Source organism: Legionella sheltonii, assembly GCF_026191355.1.
GTDB classification, from domain to species: domain Bacteria; phylum Pseudomonadota; class Gammaproteobacteria; order Legionellales; family Legionellaceae; genus Legionella; species Legionella sheltonii.
This window is the reverse complement of the sequence record NZ_JAPHOQ010000017.1, coordinates 61,979-77,107: the sequence shown is the minus strand read 5'-3', so window position 1 is coordinate 77,107 and position 15,129 is coordinate 61,979. Positions and strand designations below refer to the sequence as shown.

Genomic DNA, 15,129 nt, shown 5'->3' with positions numbered 1-15,129 from the left:
TGGCCGTAACAGTGAGGCTGGTTAAAGTGCTAGATAGTGGTGAGAGTGGTTTTGTTAAAACCGAGTGCCTTAGAGGCTAATCATAAAGGATATTAATTTTATTTAAACAGATCAGAATGCGTTCCTGTTCTTTCAAAAATAATCGCATCAGATTCTAGTTTGTAAATTAAAAGCCAATCAGGTTCTACATGGCATTCACGGCGATTAGCATAATTACCTGTTAATGCGTGATCTCGATTTTTTGGTGGTAATTTTTCTTGGTTTAAAAGTAATTGCATGATCTTAAAAACCTTATTAAGTTCTTTGCCGCGTTTTTTTATAAGTTTAATATCCCTTTCAAATTGGTTTGTAGTTATGGGTTTAAGCATTAGTCTTCCAACTTCTCAAACATATCTTTGGAATTCTTATAATAATTAAGATTCTCACCGTGATCAGTATGCTCAAATGTTTCTTGGGTTGTTTTATTTGGGATACGGATATCAAAAGGGATCCCATGTACTAATTTAATTTGACGTAAGTACATTTCAATAGCTTCTGATACTGATAAACCCAATTCATTTAATACGGATTCTACTTCCAGTTTTAATTCTGGTTCTACTCGCGCTCTTACAGTTGCCGTTTTCATTTTTTATCTCAAAAAATCATGATGATTTAATTGTAGCACAAAAAGGCTACGTTATAAAAATTTAATGAAGAAAATGATTTGATATATTTGGGGTAGATAACGTACCTTATCTACCCCAAATAAGGTAGAATAAGAAAAACTCTCATGGAGAATGCCTTGAAATTATTGGATGCGCAAAATGATAAAAATTGGAAGTTTGGGGTAGATAAGGTTTTTCATCCCTTGGATGTTCATTTTTGTCATTTTCAGAAGTGAGTTGCACTAATTTCAGAAGACATTTTCACTGTTGATGTACACAATATTTTTACCCTTATTTTCCCAAATGATCTGGATGGAGATACAGCTCTGTATATAGGTGAAAGTCATTGCTTGTAAGGATCATATGATGTAGAGAGTGGCGTTGGGTTAAATTGCCGCTCTTCTTGTATTGTATCCCCTTCTGTTTTCTCAACTTCTTGAACTTGCTTGGCAGAGCTTGTTTCTTTCTCTTGAGATTTAACAGTTTTTTCCGAGGGTACTGGTCTGGTTGATAAGGGACTAACATTCATTTGATGAAACATTTTTTGAGTACTGTCAGTGGATTTAGTAACATTCTCTTCTGATGATTTAGAAGGATTTTCTACCGATTGAAGGTTTTGCTCGAACTGTGGGGTTGAGGGTTTTGTTTTGTAGGCCATTTCTTTTAATTCAGCTTTTAAAATTTGGGGATTCATCCCATGAAAATTTGTTCCATCTAACTCTTCGGCATTGCGTGCAAAGCCATATGTTGGAAAAAAATAATCGAGCCCAGATTTTAATATATCAGGCAAGACTTTCTCTGCGAGAATATGTCCATTAGGTGATTTGGTCAGATAAACCGAAGCTTCAATACAACGTTTACTTTGAGGATCAATGACTGCACCAAACCCTGCTCTCCATTCAACTCCACCCTCGCCACTATCACCAGTATGATAAACTCCTATCACTTGGCCTTGCTCGTTTTTTACTAGTCCTATCCCTAAACCCCAAGCTACACGGTTTCTATCGGATTCTTCAATATTTATGTTTTCAACAAGCCTACCAACTGATTTTTGGTTTGGAAAAAAGTCATTTGTCATAGAGTCGGCAGGTTTTATTGGGTTAAATGCATAATTTAATTTATCATCGTTAATCCAAGCCACTATGAATTTGGCATATTCCTCTGCAGTTGTTTTTAGGCTATTGGCTGCTATACCTTCAGAACCATAAGTGCTATTAGGCATCTTTAACGCATGCTCTCCAAATACATGCTCTCGAGCCAATGTTTCCAGACTCAAACCCGTTAATTCTTTAATGGCTACTTGTAAACATTCAATACCAGGTCCCGAATACGCGTAATGTGTACCAGGTTCAAATTGGAATTGATACGGTGGCTTACCCACTATAGGTAACCCAGTTGTATGGGATAAAACCATTTCAGCGGTTATTTGCTTTGCTTGTTTTTGGTCACTGAATAGCTTAAGAAAAGGGTTATTATCGCCCTCTAATACTACACCTTTATCTTTAAAGAGTGTGTATAAAGGGGTCTTTAAATTAAAATCCGTTTTAAATTTTCCCACCCAATCCTCTTCAGAAGATTTTGTCTTATTAGTCTCGATTAATTTTAAAACTAGATAAGCGAATACAGGTTTACTCAGAGAAGCACATTGAAAGACCGTATCTTTTGTGACTTCGAGTTGCAAATTTGGGTCTGCGATATTTACAGGATCCGGTATGACATGACCTTGAGAATCAACCGTAGCAAAAGACGCGCTGGTAATCCCTCCTGCTTTCATCCTATCTTTAATTTCAAATTTGTTTTTCATGAAAATTTTATTATCAAAGTGTCGATAATTTATTATACTATATTTTTCGGAAATGGATCGGTCAGGCCTATCAGTCAGGCCTATCAAGATAAAATTATACCAAGTAATTTTTTTCCATCATCTCGTAATTCACCTGTTGGTGTTAGATGTCGATACAAAGTTTGTTTTGTAATTCCAAGCTCCTCACATAATGGACCGATTTTAGTCTCAACTTGACCTAAAGAGGCCATTGCAAGTCTGAGTTTTGCAGGAGTCATTTTATAAGGTCTTCCTCCTTTTCTGCCGCGTGCACGAGCAGAGGCTATTCCAGCAAGGGTTCGTTCTTTAATCATTTCACGTTCAAACTCAGCAAGTGCTGCAAATATACCGAACACGAGCTTTCCTGCCGCGGTTGTTGTATCAATAGTAGCACCATGTCCTGTTAATACTTTAAATCCAATATTTCTAGCTGTTAAATCATGAACCGTATTAACAAGATGGCGCAGATCGCGACCGAGTCGATCCAGCTTCCAGACAACTAGAATATCGTTCTTACGTAATGCCTTTAAACAGTTAGCAAGTTCTGGGCGATCGTCACGTTTTCCTGAAGCAAAGTCCTCATAAATTTGATTCGGATCAACACCTGCTTCTAATAAGGCATCACGCTGTAGATCCATATTTTGCGAACCATCTGCTTTTGACACCCGCATATACCCAACCAGCATTTTTCTCTCCATCTTTTGAGTCACAAAAACGTTCGATTATGTGACAACTTGAATTTGCGTCAAGATCTCAATAAAACCAGTCACTTATTCAGTCACTAAATTAACGTCTTTTAAATCATTATCTATTTTGATTATGTTACTAAAAATTCTGACGGTATACCAATTTTGATTAATGAACGATTAGTTTCTTGAATTGATTCAAAATCTACTCTCCCGCATAAAATTGAATTACGGAAATTTCTGGCTACAAGAGGGTCTTTTTTTGCAATCTCGACTAATCGATTAAAGGAGTCCATTGCTTTTAGAAACGGCGATTCTGGATTCATTATTGCTTCTTTTTTTCTTTTTGGAAAAGACGGTAGATCTTTATTGCTTCGAAGTTCTGGTAAAAACAAAAAAGCCTGCTTTCCAGCAGTGTTTATCAATCCTTTTTCTATTTGGTCAATAATTTTTGCAGCAGCTATTAGTGTTTGCTGTTGTGTTTTTAGAGGCAATAATTCATAAGGACGCCATCGTGCTTGTCCGCCTCTTGGAGTTAGCCCTAGCGATGCCCAAAGATTGGTAATATTTTTTGAAGACTGCGGGATATGTAATTCATCAAGCACTGTGCGTAATAGTCGGAGCCAAACGCCTCCATGTATTGTTCTGTGTGGTAAAACAACCTTGCCTTCTGTTAACGCTGACCAAGTGCGCTGATCCATTTTACTTATGGCAGGGGATATTGAAATTGGTGGCTCATTTTCTTTTGCCCAAACAATATGGTGTCCTTGATAAATATGACATTGAAGTAATAGACATTGATGAATAGGACAACTTAACATTAATGGCAAGCACCATATCAATGAGATTGCACCAGCCTTATTGATATCCACACAAATAGGGCAAGCTTTTGAAAACATCAATGGTTGAGATAACCAGGGCTTCCAAGGTTTCTTGGGATTATATTTTTTGCGTTTACTTAAAGGTAATAAAAGTGAGTAAGATTGAACATAAGCTTCAAAATCAGAATTTTCTTCAAAGAGATCATCAAGCAGGAGGGGAGTCCATGCAGACAAAGTCATTGCATAAATATCATGTTCATCAATGCCTGTACGATTAGATAATAATTCCAAAAGCCATTGTGGTGCACTGATATTAAGTGTATCGATCTCTCCATAGTACCCTAAATCATGTTTCAGCAGTTCATCAACCGTAAAATTATAACAATTTGCAATTCTTGCTAACCAAGATAACAGGCTTTCCTCTTTAAATGGCGAAGGATGTAATGGCCAACGCAATCGATTCATTATAATTCACGCTCAAAAGCTCGTCTTCTTGCTGTCGGACCGTCATAATCAGCTAAACTTAGTGTTCGCGAATTAAGAGACTCTTCCCCTGATTCGATTGCAGCAATGGCGGCACATGTTAATAATTGTGCAAGTTCACCAATGGTTCCCTCTGTTCTCGCCAATAAATAACGTGACATATCTGATGTGGCAATAAATGATGGTTTACGCAAAGGCAGTAAGGCAACGAAGCTTGCCAATAATGATTGCAGTTCGCTACCTTCTTGCCAGATAGGTAGCACCAGGGGTTCAAAACGATTTTCTAATTGGTCATCTGAACGGATGGCCAAGTAAGCTTCTTTTGTACCAATGCCTACCAACGGTATCCGTAATTCATTCCCTAAAAAGCGTAAAAGATTAAGAAATTCACGCCGACTACTACCAGCTCCAGCCATAATATTATGCAGCTCATCAATGACTAACATTTTGACTTTAACAGTACGTAATAATCTTAATGCTTGTTCTTCTATTTCTGCTAATTGCTGTCTTGGACGAATTGGAGCACCGATTGCCATGAGTAAAGCAGAATAAAACCGTTTTACTGATGGTTCAGAAGGCATTTGTACACTAACGACGGGAATTTTTTCTGAATCAGGCTCAGTAATGGGAGGATGAGTACGACGAAATTTTTCAATGATCATTGACTTGCCGTTATTAGTTGGACCGACAATCAAAAGATTTGGCATGCGTTGCTTCGATGGCCAATTAAGTAGCGACTCCAGCTTTTCTATGGCTGCCATTGCCTTTGGGTATCCGATCCAGCGATCTGCACGAACCCTTTGAACACGTTCAGCTGAAGGTAGCATGGCAATTTTTTGCATTGATGGAATGAGATGAGATAAATCAAGAACTGTCTCTTCACTCATAATTACCACTCCTCAATTTGGTCAAAAGGCCGAGCAACCTCAGTGGTTATGTCTGTAGGAGGTTCTATTTTTAGGTCGGTTTTTTCCTGAATGATTGGCAGTTGAGCTATTTGGCTAAGGCGCTGCTGATTGCGCCTGGTTTTACGTGTGGTTTTTTTAGCCATTTTTGTTATTTCTCGCATTTGTGAAACCATACTAAACAACATGGTTTCATCAATTTGTGAGCAGCCTTTTGCGCGCAATCTCTCCATTGCTTGACGGTGTTCCCACAACGTTAATGCTGGCCTGGAAATAAACCGGTAAGGAATTTCAATATATCGGTTACTATCAGGATCCAATACCCAAATGCGGCTTAAATCCAGTGGATTGCGTCTGATAATAAATTTTTGTAATTGATGGCGATTTGCAATCCATGGTTTAAGTACATCAGCATAATATGCGATGTGATCTACTAAAAACCCACCGCGATTAATTTGTCGGCGTAACACGGGTAGAAAATCAATAAGAAATGCACGGGGATTGCTAACTGTAGGCACATTACCAAATTGCGTGATACCCTCAGACCAAAGAGAGGCAGGGGTTTGATTCAACGTATGATGAACACTGCCATGATAATGGCTCACGGCTAATACCAGCCAACGTTCTAACTCATTAAGCGACAATGCAGCTTTAGCTTCAGAATCATAATCGCCTTTTTGAGAGGGGTTAGAAAATGTTGTGCCGGGTAACTCATGTATTTTCTGCATGAGCGTGCCAATGATGCGTTCAACAATACCTCCATAATGAGTTTTACCTAATGGCCTATAATCCAGCGCAATACCATGTTGCTCACATCCACGGCGTAATGCTTCACTTTTGAATTCAGCGCCATTATCAAGATAAAGTAATAAAGGTTTTCCCATCATAGGCCAATCGATGTCCAAACCAAGACGATCGAGCCAGGGGCGCTTATCACATACAGCATGCGCAAGACATAACCCAACAGAAACAGATGAAGGTGCCTCCAACGTAATCAACATCCCAATCAAGCAGCGGCTAAAAACATCAATAGCTACAGTAATATAGGGTCTTCCGATTGGTTGGCGATGAATGTCATCAACTATCATTAGATCAATAATCGTGTGATCAATTTGAACTTGCTCAAGCGGAGCAACAATTGCTGGTGGAACACCTCCTGAAGATTGCAATGTTCTTGCGGCATCAATTCCTTCGCGTTTTCGAGTCAAGACATAAGGATCTAGCCATTGTATTCTTAGGCGAACTGTATTGAGGGCAGGGACTGAAAGATTATGCTTGCGACAACGTTGTTTAATTTCATTCCAAATAACAGTTTCGGATAATTTTTGTTTGTTTAGATAATGCGATCGCAATACTTCTCGAATAATCTGTTCAACTGCTTCAGGCAAACGGCTTTTACCTTTTCCCCCATTGGATTTATTTAAAAGCATATCGCTCACTAACCCTTGGCCATGACGATAACGCTTTATTAGCGCATAAATTTGTCTTCGAGAAAGGCCTAGTTGTACTGCGGCATTATCAGCAAGTTCCCAAGTTACAACTTTTAGTTGTGCCAGCGGTGCAATTATTTCTGCACGCAAACGTGCACACTTCCACTCACTGCCTGAAGCTGAAAGTAATCCCTTTTCAATTAGAACACTATCGTTAGAATCCATCTTAATGATCTTCTGGTGAAGCCCGCTTCTGAGTATAATTACAAATAGTGAAGATGGCTACTGAAATTCAGTTAGTTAGAAGTCGGGTGCACAAGTGCGATCAAATCAGGATTGAAAGTGAAGTCGTCTTATGAAAATGACAATTTTGACACTAATTCCTTATCCGCCTGGTTGTCCTTTTATTATCAGGTTCATGTCAAGGGCGCGCCTGAAAAAACGGAATCTGCGAAACAAAAAGATTTAACTAAGTTTTTAAAGTTTTTTCAAATGGAAGTAGGACACGATTTGGTAGATAACTGGACTCCTGCAGTCAGCAAACACTTCCAACGATCTTTATGTAATACCGTTTCTGAAAAAACCGGAAAAGCATACAAAGCAACTACTATTAATAGAACTATGGCCACTGTTCGTCATGCTGGCCGATGGCTTAACCAACAAAGGCCACTGATGGCCGGTGATCCCTTATCTGGAGTTAAAGATTTACAAACCGATGCGCCTGAATGGAATGGCTTAAATTCGAAACAACTCATGCGCTTAAAAGCCGCATGCGAGCAGCGTACTAAAATATGTACTCGTAAAAATCAAAATGCGCTCTTGGAAACAGCAGTATTCTATGTACTTCTAGGAACCGGGTTACGTGAATCGGAATTGGTTTCTTTAAATGTACATCAGTATCATTCAAAAGGTTTGCATTCAGTTGTTCGCCATAAAAGCAAGCGAGTGACGAATAAAATTCCTTTGCCTCTTGAGGCCAGAGAACATTTGGATAGCTATTTGAACAGTCGCACTACAGAGCCAGAGGAGCCATTGTTTATCAATAGGGAAGGGAATCGTATCAATACTCGCAACATCTTTCGCATTTGTCAGCGTGTATTAAAACAAGTGTCAGCGCTGTTACCTTCGAATGAACGATTTGAATTTACCCCGCACAAGCTCAGGCATACATTTTTGAAAAAAGTGACGGACAAACATGGGGTGCATTTTGCTCAAGAGTTAAGTGGTAACGTTTCGATTAAAGAAATATTTCGTTATGCCAAACCCAGTCAAGAAGAGATGCAAGAAACTATAGAAGAGCTGTTTGCATAAGAGGATCTTAATGGAAAGTAGCAAAATTTATTGGGTTTATATGTTACTTTGTGAGAACAATACTTATTATACCGGTTATACTAATAATCTTGAAAAACGTTATGTATCTCATGTAGAGGGCACCGGCGGTTGTAAATACACACGAAGTTTTAAGCCAATAAAAATAGCTCAATCATGGGAAATAAAAGAAGGTAAAGGTAGAGCAATGAAGGTGGAGCGTTATATAAAAAAATTACCAAGAACAATGAAAGAGAAATTAATTGATTGTCCCGAACTGCTTCGTTTTGAGACAATTTAGATCCAAGTTTAGTGCTAAATCATCACGGAATATACCTTATCTCTTTCAATATTTAGCCCCAGACTACTTTCAAAGTTAGATCTGAATGCACTGTATCGTACGATACAGTATTAACCTCCTTGCAGGGGGTTATTGCAATCGTCGCATCGCAGAGACAAACCTGCTTTACCCCATACATTGATGCCGCACTCAAAACAGGTATATTTTAATTTTGTCTTCTTGCTGCTTTGAGGGGAAGGGGATTCAAACAAGTCATTGTCAAACAGATGGCTTAAATTGCTGATTAACTGGTCGGCGATGTTGCTATCTATACCGGTTAATGCATCAGCAAGAACTGTGTTTTCACAAGATTCGCTTATGCCTTCGTTTCCAGTGTTCCAATCGCGTATTGAAAACCGGTCAACCCAAGGCAAGTTAAAGTTTTTCGTATTGAGCAGAGTCACACATTCTAAAACAAAAGATCCATTCGAGATAGGATAATCTCCCATACGCTGCCCGACTATTTTCCCACCAGGCTTTCCTGTTGATGTTGGCATTAAACCTACAGAAATCATTTTGTCTGACCATTCTTTGTTATGGTACGACATTCTTCCTGGAGTCCCATAACAGTGCTGCCAGCAATGGGTCATTTCATGAACGAGTGTTTGCATGAGTTCAATTAGCTTTGCTCTGCCGACATACAAAGGATTAATCGCAATCTCATGACAATTTTTTCCTTGGGAAGATGCCCATCGGTTTGGCGCAAAATAACCCATCATGCCCTGTTGCCTTTGAAAGGTAAACAATATGGGTGGCAGTTTTGCATCAAACAAGCTGTTATTGAAGTGATTGTAAGCAACTTGTAATGCAGAATACAACTCTTCTGTTGGTGTAGTTGGATGTATGTTCATGGGAGTGTATCGTACGATACATAATCGTAACTTTCAATACTTTTTGACAAAGTAACGGGAGCGGCTCACAATCAATTAACTCGAACTGCTTGTCTGCATAAACAAAAATAGACACTGAACTGACTACTAAATTAACTTCTTTTAAACCGATGTGCAAATTAATTATGGAGCTGTATCAATTCAATGAATTTTTATTTCTTGATGTGAAGTTGACTTCTGACAAAAAACAAATAGTGAATATGACTTATGAAAATGGCAATTGAAAATTATTACACAAATAAGCTCTAATGATATCTTTAATAGCTTTGCTTTTGTATTACAATGCAACTACAATATAATATATGAGTTTATTATGAGGTTTATTATGACTAAAGCAACAACGGTTCAGGCGAGAATTGAACCTGATCTTAAAGCACAAGGAGATATAATTCTTAAAAAAATAGGGATTACCGCTTCGCAAGCAATAAATGCACTTTATGCTCAAATAGTGATGTGCAAAGGGATGCCTTTTGAATTAAAAATTCCAAATCGTGAAACACAAATGGCGATGGATGAATTAGAAAGTGGTGGGGGAAAAAGATTTTCATCCTTTCAGGCAATGATTGATGATCTGGATAATGAGGATGCTTGATATACGTCGTTCTACACAGTTTAAGAAAGATCTTAAAAAAATTATTAAACAGAGAAAAAATTTAAGTTTATTGGAGGAAATAGTTAATTTATTGTGCGCTGGCAAATCATTACCTGAAAAAAACAACGATCATTCTTTGGTTGGAGATTGGAAAGGTTACAAGGAGTGCCATATAAACCCAGATTGGCTACTCATTTATAAAGTAGAGGAAGAGATTAATTTGCTACGATTGATGAGAACTGGATCACACTCCGAATTGTTTCAATAGTTTACTCTAAAATCGTTGTTTAGCATTTGAAATGAAGGAAAATATATTTCACTGACAAGGACTTCTGGTAGCAGAAGTCCTTGTCAGTGGGTAGCACTTTTAAATTTGGCAGCAAAGTAGTACAAAAAATATGCGTAATTTGGTTTTTATCTCATAATGTGTCGCATGTGTCGCGATTTATTAAGTTATCCTCAGGCTAACTTTCAGATGGCTTATTTACCATCCTTTATGATGCAACCATAGTTGGGCAATAATACTTCGGCCTTCTTTATTAAGGATAGACAGAGCCTGCACAAAATTTGGAGTCTGGGTTTTCTCTAGTAGTTTTTGACCCTCTTCTGGGTTAAAAAAAGAGTACATCATCGCCAATAACACTTGTTTGCCGTGACTATATCCACCCATAGCGCTTTGAATAAAGGCGTAGTTAGGCTCTAGTTGCCATTTTTTCTGCGCCGCATCAAGGGAGGATGCTTTTATATTAAAAAATTCAGTACCTACTTTTTGAATGCCTTTTTTCCATGTGGCAACAAATAAATCATCAGTCATTTCTAAGTAACTCCAATTAAAATTTGATCAACCTCAATGGATGTGTCGCAACTGTCGCAGTGTCGCAAATTTAATTGTAATCGGATTTCAATCATGAAAACAAAGGGGATTTAATTCCAAAGTCATTTTATTTCCTTCTCGACTTAATTGTGCGATTTGATGCTCAATTAAGATGGCAATGGCATTATCACGCCGCTCTATATCTCGTAATGGACTTAGACGCTGAATGTCGCGGGCTGTTGTCTTACGAACCCCTTTATCCTTAAGCCATTCAAAGAGTGTTTGCGCATCCGAAAGATCATTGGTTTGATTGCCTGCATCAAACAAGCGTCTCGTTTCTTTCATGTGCCAATGAGTCACAGCGATTGCTTGCTCCATCGATTCTGAGCCAATGTCGCCAATTTTCCCTTCGAACAAATGAAAAAGGGCAGCAAGCCGTGCTGCGTTTTCGGCGGCCTTGCTGGCAAAATCCTGAAGTTCTGCCCACTGCCCTTGGTAGTTTAATCCTGATTCAACCGCATTAAAAAACTGTACCCAAGAGCGTTTTGCTTCACTATTCATAAACAGCGTAGGGAGCTTATGACATCCTTTCCTGCTTAAGTGTTGTGATTGATTCAGGCAATCGATAATTCGTGTTTCATACTCATCCAAGTACGCTTTTGATTCAGGAGGCTCCTGATAAAATCGGGCTCCCATGGCGCTTTTAGGGTAAGCAATCAGGCAGCGAGGTAAAAAACCGCTTTGGCGAGCGATATTCTGATGTTGATTTGTCATGGTCTGCAATAATAAGGGTTGCATCATAAGGTTTAAGGTGAGCCGTCGGTATTGCAGGGTAAAGCTATCAGTGGTTTTGCGGTGTGCCGTGAAGCTTTTCCCATCCCATAGGCGATTGAGTAAAGCAACGAAGCGAGCAGGATTTGATTGCATGCTATGGCTTCCTAATACAATTCCTGCTTCATCAGACCATAATGACCCACTAGGCCAACCACGTGCTAAATGGATAGCCAGCGCTTCCTGGGTAGCGTCTTCAAAATATAATGTAGGTAATAAAGGAATATCCGGTTCAGCGCGAATTAAACGGGCTAAAAGACCTTTATGGAAGGAGGTATCTTCGCCCGACATCATGCCACGTTTGATTTGATTCAAAAGCCCATCGCGTTCCATTTGCCATGCTTGATGGAGTGTTAAGGCTGCTTGTACATCGGGTTCACGGATTTTTCTGATTTTAGCTTCCCAAGACCTTGTTGGCTTTGAAAAAACGTTATCTGCAGCACTTTTGCGCTCACCCGATTGGGCAACAACTAAAAAATAGAGCGAAACAGGGCTTACCAGGTAACGGTCTCTGGCAACATTCGCCAGAGCTTGGCACGCTAATGACAGGTTAGCTAAAGCGCTGCAAGCAACCAGCGCTACGGGTTGTTGGCCATAGTGTTGATATGAAGTCACCGCGTTTCTTAACATAGGTGGTAACGCATCAATTGGGTATTGCGTTTCTGGTTCTAAGGCCGGCAAAAGAGGTCTTGGATGATTCCATCGGCTGTTGCTCTCTTGTTGTTGAGGACTCTTTTCATTAAAGCTCATATCGTCACTACTCCAATAGCTGCAAGTCATCCTGTTCTCAATGATCTGAAAATGCCATGGACAAGTATTGCCTTGTTGCTTCCATTATTTCTTTAAAATAATAATCCATTTTTTGCCAATAACTTTCAGGAACACCAAAGAAAACAGACAAGCGAAGCCAATGGCTAAATAAAGCATTAGCAACTGCTTCATGGTGGAAATCCCGTTTGAGGTATTCGCTGGTGGCAGTATGAATGGTTGTATTGACATGCGCTGCTTCGTTTTCCACCTGTTCTTGGGGAACTGTGTCCAGTGATTCAGGATTAGGCATGTATTTTTTTAATTGTTGCATTTTTTGATTTAAAACCTGAATTTCAGGACTTAATTCAGGATCAGGTAGTGTACGCGCTGTTTTTTTTACCAACTCAATGATATTTCCCATATGTAAAAAGGGATCCTCTTTATCGGTATGTTCTGGATTTTGCATATGAAGCGGTGCTTCCAGCGTAAACCAGAAATAGAAGAGGCTCATGAGTAGAATTTTAATGGCACAACCCTGATTCATCAGTTCGATTAATGCCTTTTCAATTCCTGCTTTTGCGATAGCCATTTGCTTCTGGAACTCGGTGATTGCAGGCAATACTTGTGCGCGTACTTTTTCAGATGCGCTCTGTATCTCAGAAAGAAGCACTTCTGCTTCCATGTCTTCTTTTTGGCTTTCGCTGTTTTGTGCTTCCACATAAGCATGCATCATTTTATAGACACTCTCTCGATATAAGCGAGTCAAGGGAAGGCCGTAATCAAAGTACCTGGTTTTATCAGGTGCTTTATGATCAAGATGAGAAAAATAACCAATTAACCAGCCTATTTGAATGGCAAGCTGGTTCATGACGTAGTTATCGGATAAGCCATCAAGCGTTTCCCTCCATGAAGCACATTGCTTACTTCCCAGATACAGTGCAATTTTAATGAGTGACTCTTGATTACAGAACAATTCAGTTTGTTTTGGTTTAAGAAAGCGGTCTATGGGTTGGTTGTTCTTTAACTCCTCTAAGACATCCATCATAATCCGTCCAAGGCGCATGGTTTGATTGAGAATACTTCCTGGGGTGCTTTGGCGCAGATGTTCAAGGTTCTGTATTTTTTGCTCATGACTTTTGGCGGCACTGTTAATGGGGTATTCATTAAAATGCTGGTAGGACGCATGGGCTTGATGCGTGATTAGATTAATGACCAAGGGCTCCAGGTTTTCGGCATCATGGACTGTATGTAATGTAATTACAGTGCCAAGATAAGCACAAAGATGTGCGAGCAGCAACTCAGGAACTTGGACTAATTGTTCTTCCAACAAAACGGATTTAACTTCTTCTAAAAAATCACAACAGCTTTTGAATGTATCGTACTCAAGGTCAACGAGTGAAAAGAAGGGTTCAAACTCTTCGTCATCAAAAATCTTCATATAATCTACATCGGGTAACATGGGGGCTGAATAATGCACTGTTGACTGTCCTTTAATTTACAAAAAAGTGGGTTTCATTGGTCAATTTTGGTGTGTTCGCCAAAACGCTGTTGATAAAGGGACTTAATAAACTCAGGCAGAGGTTGTTTCCAAGGCTCTTGATGGTGATTGGCTATGCTGCCCATTTTTTTAGGGTTGAGCCCAAGTTTTTTCGCCATCTGGATGGTTTCATTCGATAAGCGGTACCGTTTTTTAACTTCAGCCCAAATGGCTTCTTTTTTTATGCTCGAAGTCACTAACAGCCTTTATTTGAATTAAGTTGAAGGCGGTATGATAACAATTTTGATACAATCAAGCCATATTATTGCTGCAACATGCCAGTAGTTCATTTTCTATCAAGTGGTTTATCCTTAAATAATTTAGGTATGGTGCTGTTTTGGTGAAAGGTCTCCGAAGAGACCTTATAAATCATCAGTTTTCCACAGTGATTTCTATTTTTTTCTCAGTAGCCGCTTCTCGTTTTGGAATTCTGATTTCAAGAACTCCATGGGCATAATGTGCCGTAATTTTTGCATCATCTGCGGTTTGAGGCAGGCTGAAACGGCGGTAAAACTGTCCTTGAGCACGTTCTCTTCGGGTATAACCATTTTGATGTTCCGTCTTTTCAAAATGGCGCTCGCCTTTTAACGTCAGTATGTGCTGCTCTAAAGAAATCGAGACATCTTCCTTTTTTACCCCAGGGATATCTGCCAGTACTAGAAAGCAATCCTTTTCCTCTTTTATATCGACCAGGGGTGACCAGGTGCTTGTTTCAATAAATGAGGCATCATCACGTTGTTGCAGATTAAAAAAATTATCCAGCAAACTACCCATCTCGCGATACATTGGCAATGTTCTTCTCAACTCGTTCATGACTTCTCCTTGATTATTGTTTTTGGATAATCTAAAAATAGGGTTGCTTCGGTAAAAATTCAAGGGAATGAATTTAAGTTTTTCTTGTGACTTCATACAAAAAAAATTATTCTTGCGCACCAATTAAGTACTCTTGGTACGGATTGGATTTTTATAGGTTATTTTGTAGAAGGAACAATGACAGCATGAATGAGAAGCAGGTTGGATGTCCGCCTTTGTCTGAAGTAACAAGCGAGTTGATTCAGCGTTATCTTAAGGATTACGGCAATGGGGTTATTGGTTTACATCGTATGGTTTTGGAGCAGGTTGAGCCTGCGCTCATTGAATCCGTAATGGCACGTTGCCAGTACAATCAAAGCAGGGCTGCCAAGCTTTTAGGGTTAAGTCGCGGAACATTGCGTGTGCTTTTAAAAAAATATTTTGAAGAAAAGTACTGCGGTAAACGATACAAAAAGGAGTAAGT

General features: G+C 39.2%; 18 protein-coding genes. 5 read left to right on the top strand and 13 right to left on the bottom strand.

Translation table 11 applies throughout. From position 1 onward, the window contains the following. Positions 1-98 precede the first annotated feature (98 nt). The 7 genes from OQJ26_RS17305 to OQJ26_RS17275 form a co-directional block, all read right to left on the bottom strand. Entirely contained in the window at positions 99-368 is a 270-nt protein-coding gene (locus OQJ26_RS17305; RefSeq protein WP_058512514.1) for a type II toxin-antitoxin system RelE/ParE family toxin, read from the bottom strand. Then, a complete protein-coding gene (locus OQJ26_RS17300) occupies positions 368-625 on the bottom strand; it encodes a type II toxin-antitoxin system RelB/DinJ family antitoxin (RefSeq protein WP_265704955.1) in 258 nt (85 codons plus the stop codon). The genes OQJ26_RS17305 and OQJ26_RS17300 overlap by 1 nt, the downstream gene beginning before the upstream one ends. Positions 626-987: 362 nt before the next feature. Then, positions 988-2,448: a serine hydrolase domain-containing protein gene (locus OQJ26_RS17295; RefSeq protein WP_265703857.1), complete on the bottom strand. Its 1,461-nt coding sequence runs from the start codon at positions 2,446-2,448 to the stop codon at positions 988-990. 83 nt (positions 2,449-2,531) lie between these two features. Then, positions 2,532-3,152, bottom strand: a complete 621-nt coding sequence (locus OQJ26_RS17290; protein WP_265703858.1) for a recombinase family protein — start codon at positions 3,150-3,152, stop codon at positions 2,532-2,534. A 131-nt stretch (positions 3,153-3,283) separates the two neighbouring features. Further along, a complete protein-coding gene (locus OQJ26_RS17285) occupies positions 3,284-4,438 on the bottom strand; it encodes a TniQ family protein (protein WP_265703859.1) in 1,155 nt (384 codons plus the stop codon). Further along, positions 4,438-5,343, bottom strand: a complete 906-nt coding sequence (locus OQJ26_RS17280) for a TniB family NTP-binding protein (RefSeq protein WP_265703860.1) — start codon at positions 5,341-5,343, stop codon at positions 4,438-4,440. Before OQJ26_RS17280 ends, OQJ26_RS17285 begins: the two co-directional genes overlap by 1 nt. Before the next feature lie 2 nt (positions 5,344-5,345). After that, positions 5,346-7,016, bottom strand: coding sequence for a Mu transposase C-terminal domain-containing protein (locus OQJ26_RS17275; RefSeq protein ID WP_265703861.1), 1,671 nt, complete (start codon positions 7,014-7,016; stop codon positions 5,346-5,348). Between the two features lie 117 nt (positions 7,017-7,133). On the opposite strand from OQJ26_RS17275, the gene OQJ26_RS17270 reads away from it, so the two are divergent. Beyond that, positions 7,134-8,102, top strand: a complete 969-nt coding sequence (locus OQJ26_RS17270) for a tyrosine-type recombinase/integrase (RefSeq protein ID WP_265704954.1) — start codon at positions 7,134-7,136, stop codon at positions 8,100-8,102. 10 nt (positions 8,103-8,112) lie between these two features. Then, positions 8,113-8,400 (top strand): GIY-YIG nuclease family protein, encoded by a 288-nt coding sequence (locus tag OQJ26_RS17265; RefSeq protein WP_265704953.1) that lies wholly within the window; start codon positions 8,113-8,115, stop codon positions 8,398-8,400. Positions 8,401-8,510: 110 nt separating this feature from the next. On the opposite strand, the gene OQJ26_RS17260 is transcribed toward OQJ26_RS17265, so the two are convergent. After that, positions 8,511-9,290, bottom strand: a complete 780-nt coding sequence (locus OQJ26_RS17260; protein WP_265704952.1) for a SprT-like domain-containing protein — start codon at positions 9,288-9,290, stop codon at positions 8,511-8,513. A gap of 259 nt (positions 9,291-9,549) precedes the next feature. On the opposite strand from OQJ26_RS17260, the gene OQJ26_RS17255 reads away from it, so the two are divergent. Both OQJ26_RS17255 and OQJ26_RS17250 read left to right on the top strand, forming a co-directional pair. After that, positions 9,550-9,921, top strand: coding sequence for a type II toxin-antitoxin system RelB/DinJ family antitoxin (locus tag OQJ26_RS17255; RefSeq protein ID WP_265704951.1), 372 nt, complete (start codon positions 9,550-9,552; stop codon positions 9,919-9,921). Next, positions 9,914-10,189 carry a type II toxin-antitoxin system YafQ family toxin gene (locus OQJ26_RS17250; protein ID WP_265704950.1) on the top strand — a complete coding sequence of 92 codons (276 nt, stop codon included), beginning with the start codon at positions 9,914-9,916 and terminating at the stop codon, positions 10,187-10,189. The genes OQJ26_RS17255 and OQJ26_RS17250 overlap by 8 nt, the downstream gene beginning before the upstream one ends. Before the next feature lie 216 nt (positions 10,190-10,405). On the opposite strand, the gene OQJ26_RS17245 is transcribed toward OQJ26_RS17250, so the two are convergent. The 5 genes from OQJ26_RS17245 to OQJ26_RS17225 all read right to left on the bottom strand — a co-directional run bounded on the left by OQJ26_RS17245 (position 10,406) and on the right by OQJ26_RS17225 (position 14,666). Continuing rightward, positions 10,406-10,735 (bottom strand): hypothetical protein, encoded by a 330-nt coding sequence (locus OQJ26_RS17245; protein WP_265704949.1) that lies wholly within the window; start codon positions 10,733-10,735, stop codon positions 10,406-10,408. A gap of 87 nt (positions 10,736-10,822) precedes the next feature. Then, a complete protein-coding gene (locus OQJ26_RS17240) occupies positions 10,823-12,346 on the bottom strand; it encodes a YfjI family protein (RefSeq protein WP_265704948.1) in 1,524 nt (507 codons plus the stop codon). Positions 12,347-12,353: 7 nt separating this feature from the next. Next, entirely contained in the window at positions 12,354-13,793 is a 1,440-nt protein-coding gene (locus OQJ26_RS17235) for a hypothetical protein (protein ID WP_265704947.1), read from the bottom strand. Positions 13,794-13,828: 35 nt separating this feature from the next. Further along, positions 13,829-14,050, bottom strand: coding sequence for a hypothetical protein (locus tag OQJ26_RS17230; protein ID WP_265704946.1), 222 nt, complete (start codon positions 14,048-14,050; stop codon positions 13,829-13,831). Positions 14,051-14,225: 175 nt separating this feature from the next. Next, complete coding sequence (locus OQJ26_RS17225) at positions 14,226-14,666, bottom strand: Hsp20/alpha crystallin family protein (RefSeq protein WP_265704945.1); 441 nt, start codon at positions 14,664-14,666, stop codon at positions 14,226-14,228. Between the two features lie 185 nt (positions 14,667-14,851). Here OQJ26_RS17225 and OQJ26_RS17220 point away from each other — a divergent pair, with 185 nt between their 5' ends. Continuing rightward, positions 14,852-15,127: a helix-turn-helix domain-containing protein gene (locus OQJ26_RS17220; RefSeq protein WP_265704944.1), complete on the top strand. Its 276-nt coding sequence runs from the start codon at positions 14,852-14,854 to the stop codon at positions 15,125-15,127. The last annotated feature ends 2 nt before the right edge of the window (positions 15,128-15,129 follow it).

What these genes read in the sequence shown, in the direction of transcription:
- OQJ26_RS17305 (WP_058512514.1), bottom strand. Translation starts at nt 368, where the DNA reads ATGCTTAAACCCATAACTACAAACCAATTTGAAAGGGATATTAAACTT.
- OQJ26_RS17300 (WP_265704955.1), bottom strand. Translation starts at nt 625, where the DNA reads ATGAAAACGGCAACTGTAAGAGCGCGAGTAGAACCAGAATTAAAACTG.
- OQJ26_RS17295 (WP_265703857.1), bottom strand. Translation starts at nt 2,448, where the DNA reads ATGAAAAACAAATTTGAAATTAAAGATAGGATGAAAGCAGGAGGGATT.
- OQJ26_RS17290 (WP_265703858.1), bottom strand. Translation starts at nt 3,152, where the DNA reads ATGCTGGTTGGGTATATGCGGGTGTCAAAAGCAGATGGTTCGCAAAAT.
- OQJ26_RS17285 (WP_265703859.1), bottom strand. Translation starts at nt 4,438, where the DNA reads ATGAATCGATTGCGTTGGCCATTACATCCTTCGCCATTTAAAGAGGAA.
- OQJ26_RS17280 (WP_265703860.1), bottom strand. Translation starts at nt 5,343, where the DNA reads ATGAGTGAAGAGACAGTTCTTGATTTATCTCATCTCATTCCATCAATG.
- OQJ26_RS17275 (WP_265703861.1), bottom strand. Translation starts at nt 7,016, where the DNA reads ATGGATTCTAACGATAGTGTTCTAATTGAAAAGGGATTACTTTCAGCT.
- OQJ26_RS17265 (WP_265704953.1), top strand. Translation starts at nt 8,113, where the DNA reads ATGGAAAGTAGCAAAATTTATTGGGTTTATATGTTACTTTGTGAGAAC.
- OQJ26_RS17260 (WP_265704952.1), bottom strand. Translation starts at nt 9,290, where the DNA reads ATGAACATACATCCAACTACACCAACAGAAGAGTTGTATTCTGCATTA.
- OQJ26_RS17250 (WP_265704950.1), top strand. Translation starts at nt 9,914, where the DNA reads ATGCTTGATATACGTCGTTCTACACAGTTTAAGAAAGATCTTAAAAAA.
- OQJ26_RS17245 (WP_265704949.1), bottom strand. Translation starts at nt 10,735, where the DNA reads ATGACTGATGATTTATTTGTTGCCACATGGAAAAAAGGCATTCAAAAA.
- OQJ26_RS17240 (WP_265704948.1), bottom strand. Translation starts at nt 12,346, where the DNA reads ATGACTTGCAGCTATTGGAGTAGTGACGATATGAGCTTTAATGAAAAG.
- OQJ26_RS17225 (WP_265704945.1), bottom strand. Translation starts at nt 14,666, where the DNA reads ATGAACGAGTTGAGAAGAACATTGCCAATGTATCGCGAGATGGGTAGT.
- OQJ26_RS17220 (WP_265704944.1), top strand. Translation starts at nt 14,852, where the DNA reads ATGAATGAGAAGCAGGTTGGATGTCCGCCTTTGTCTGAAGTAACAAGC.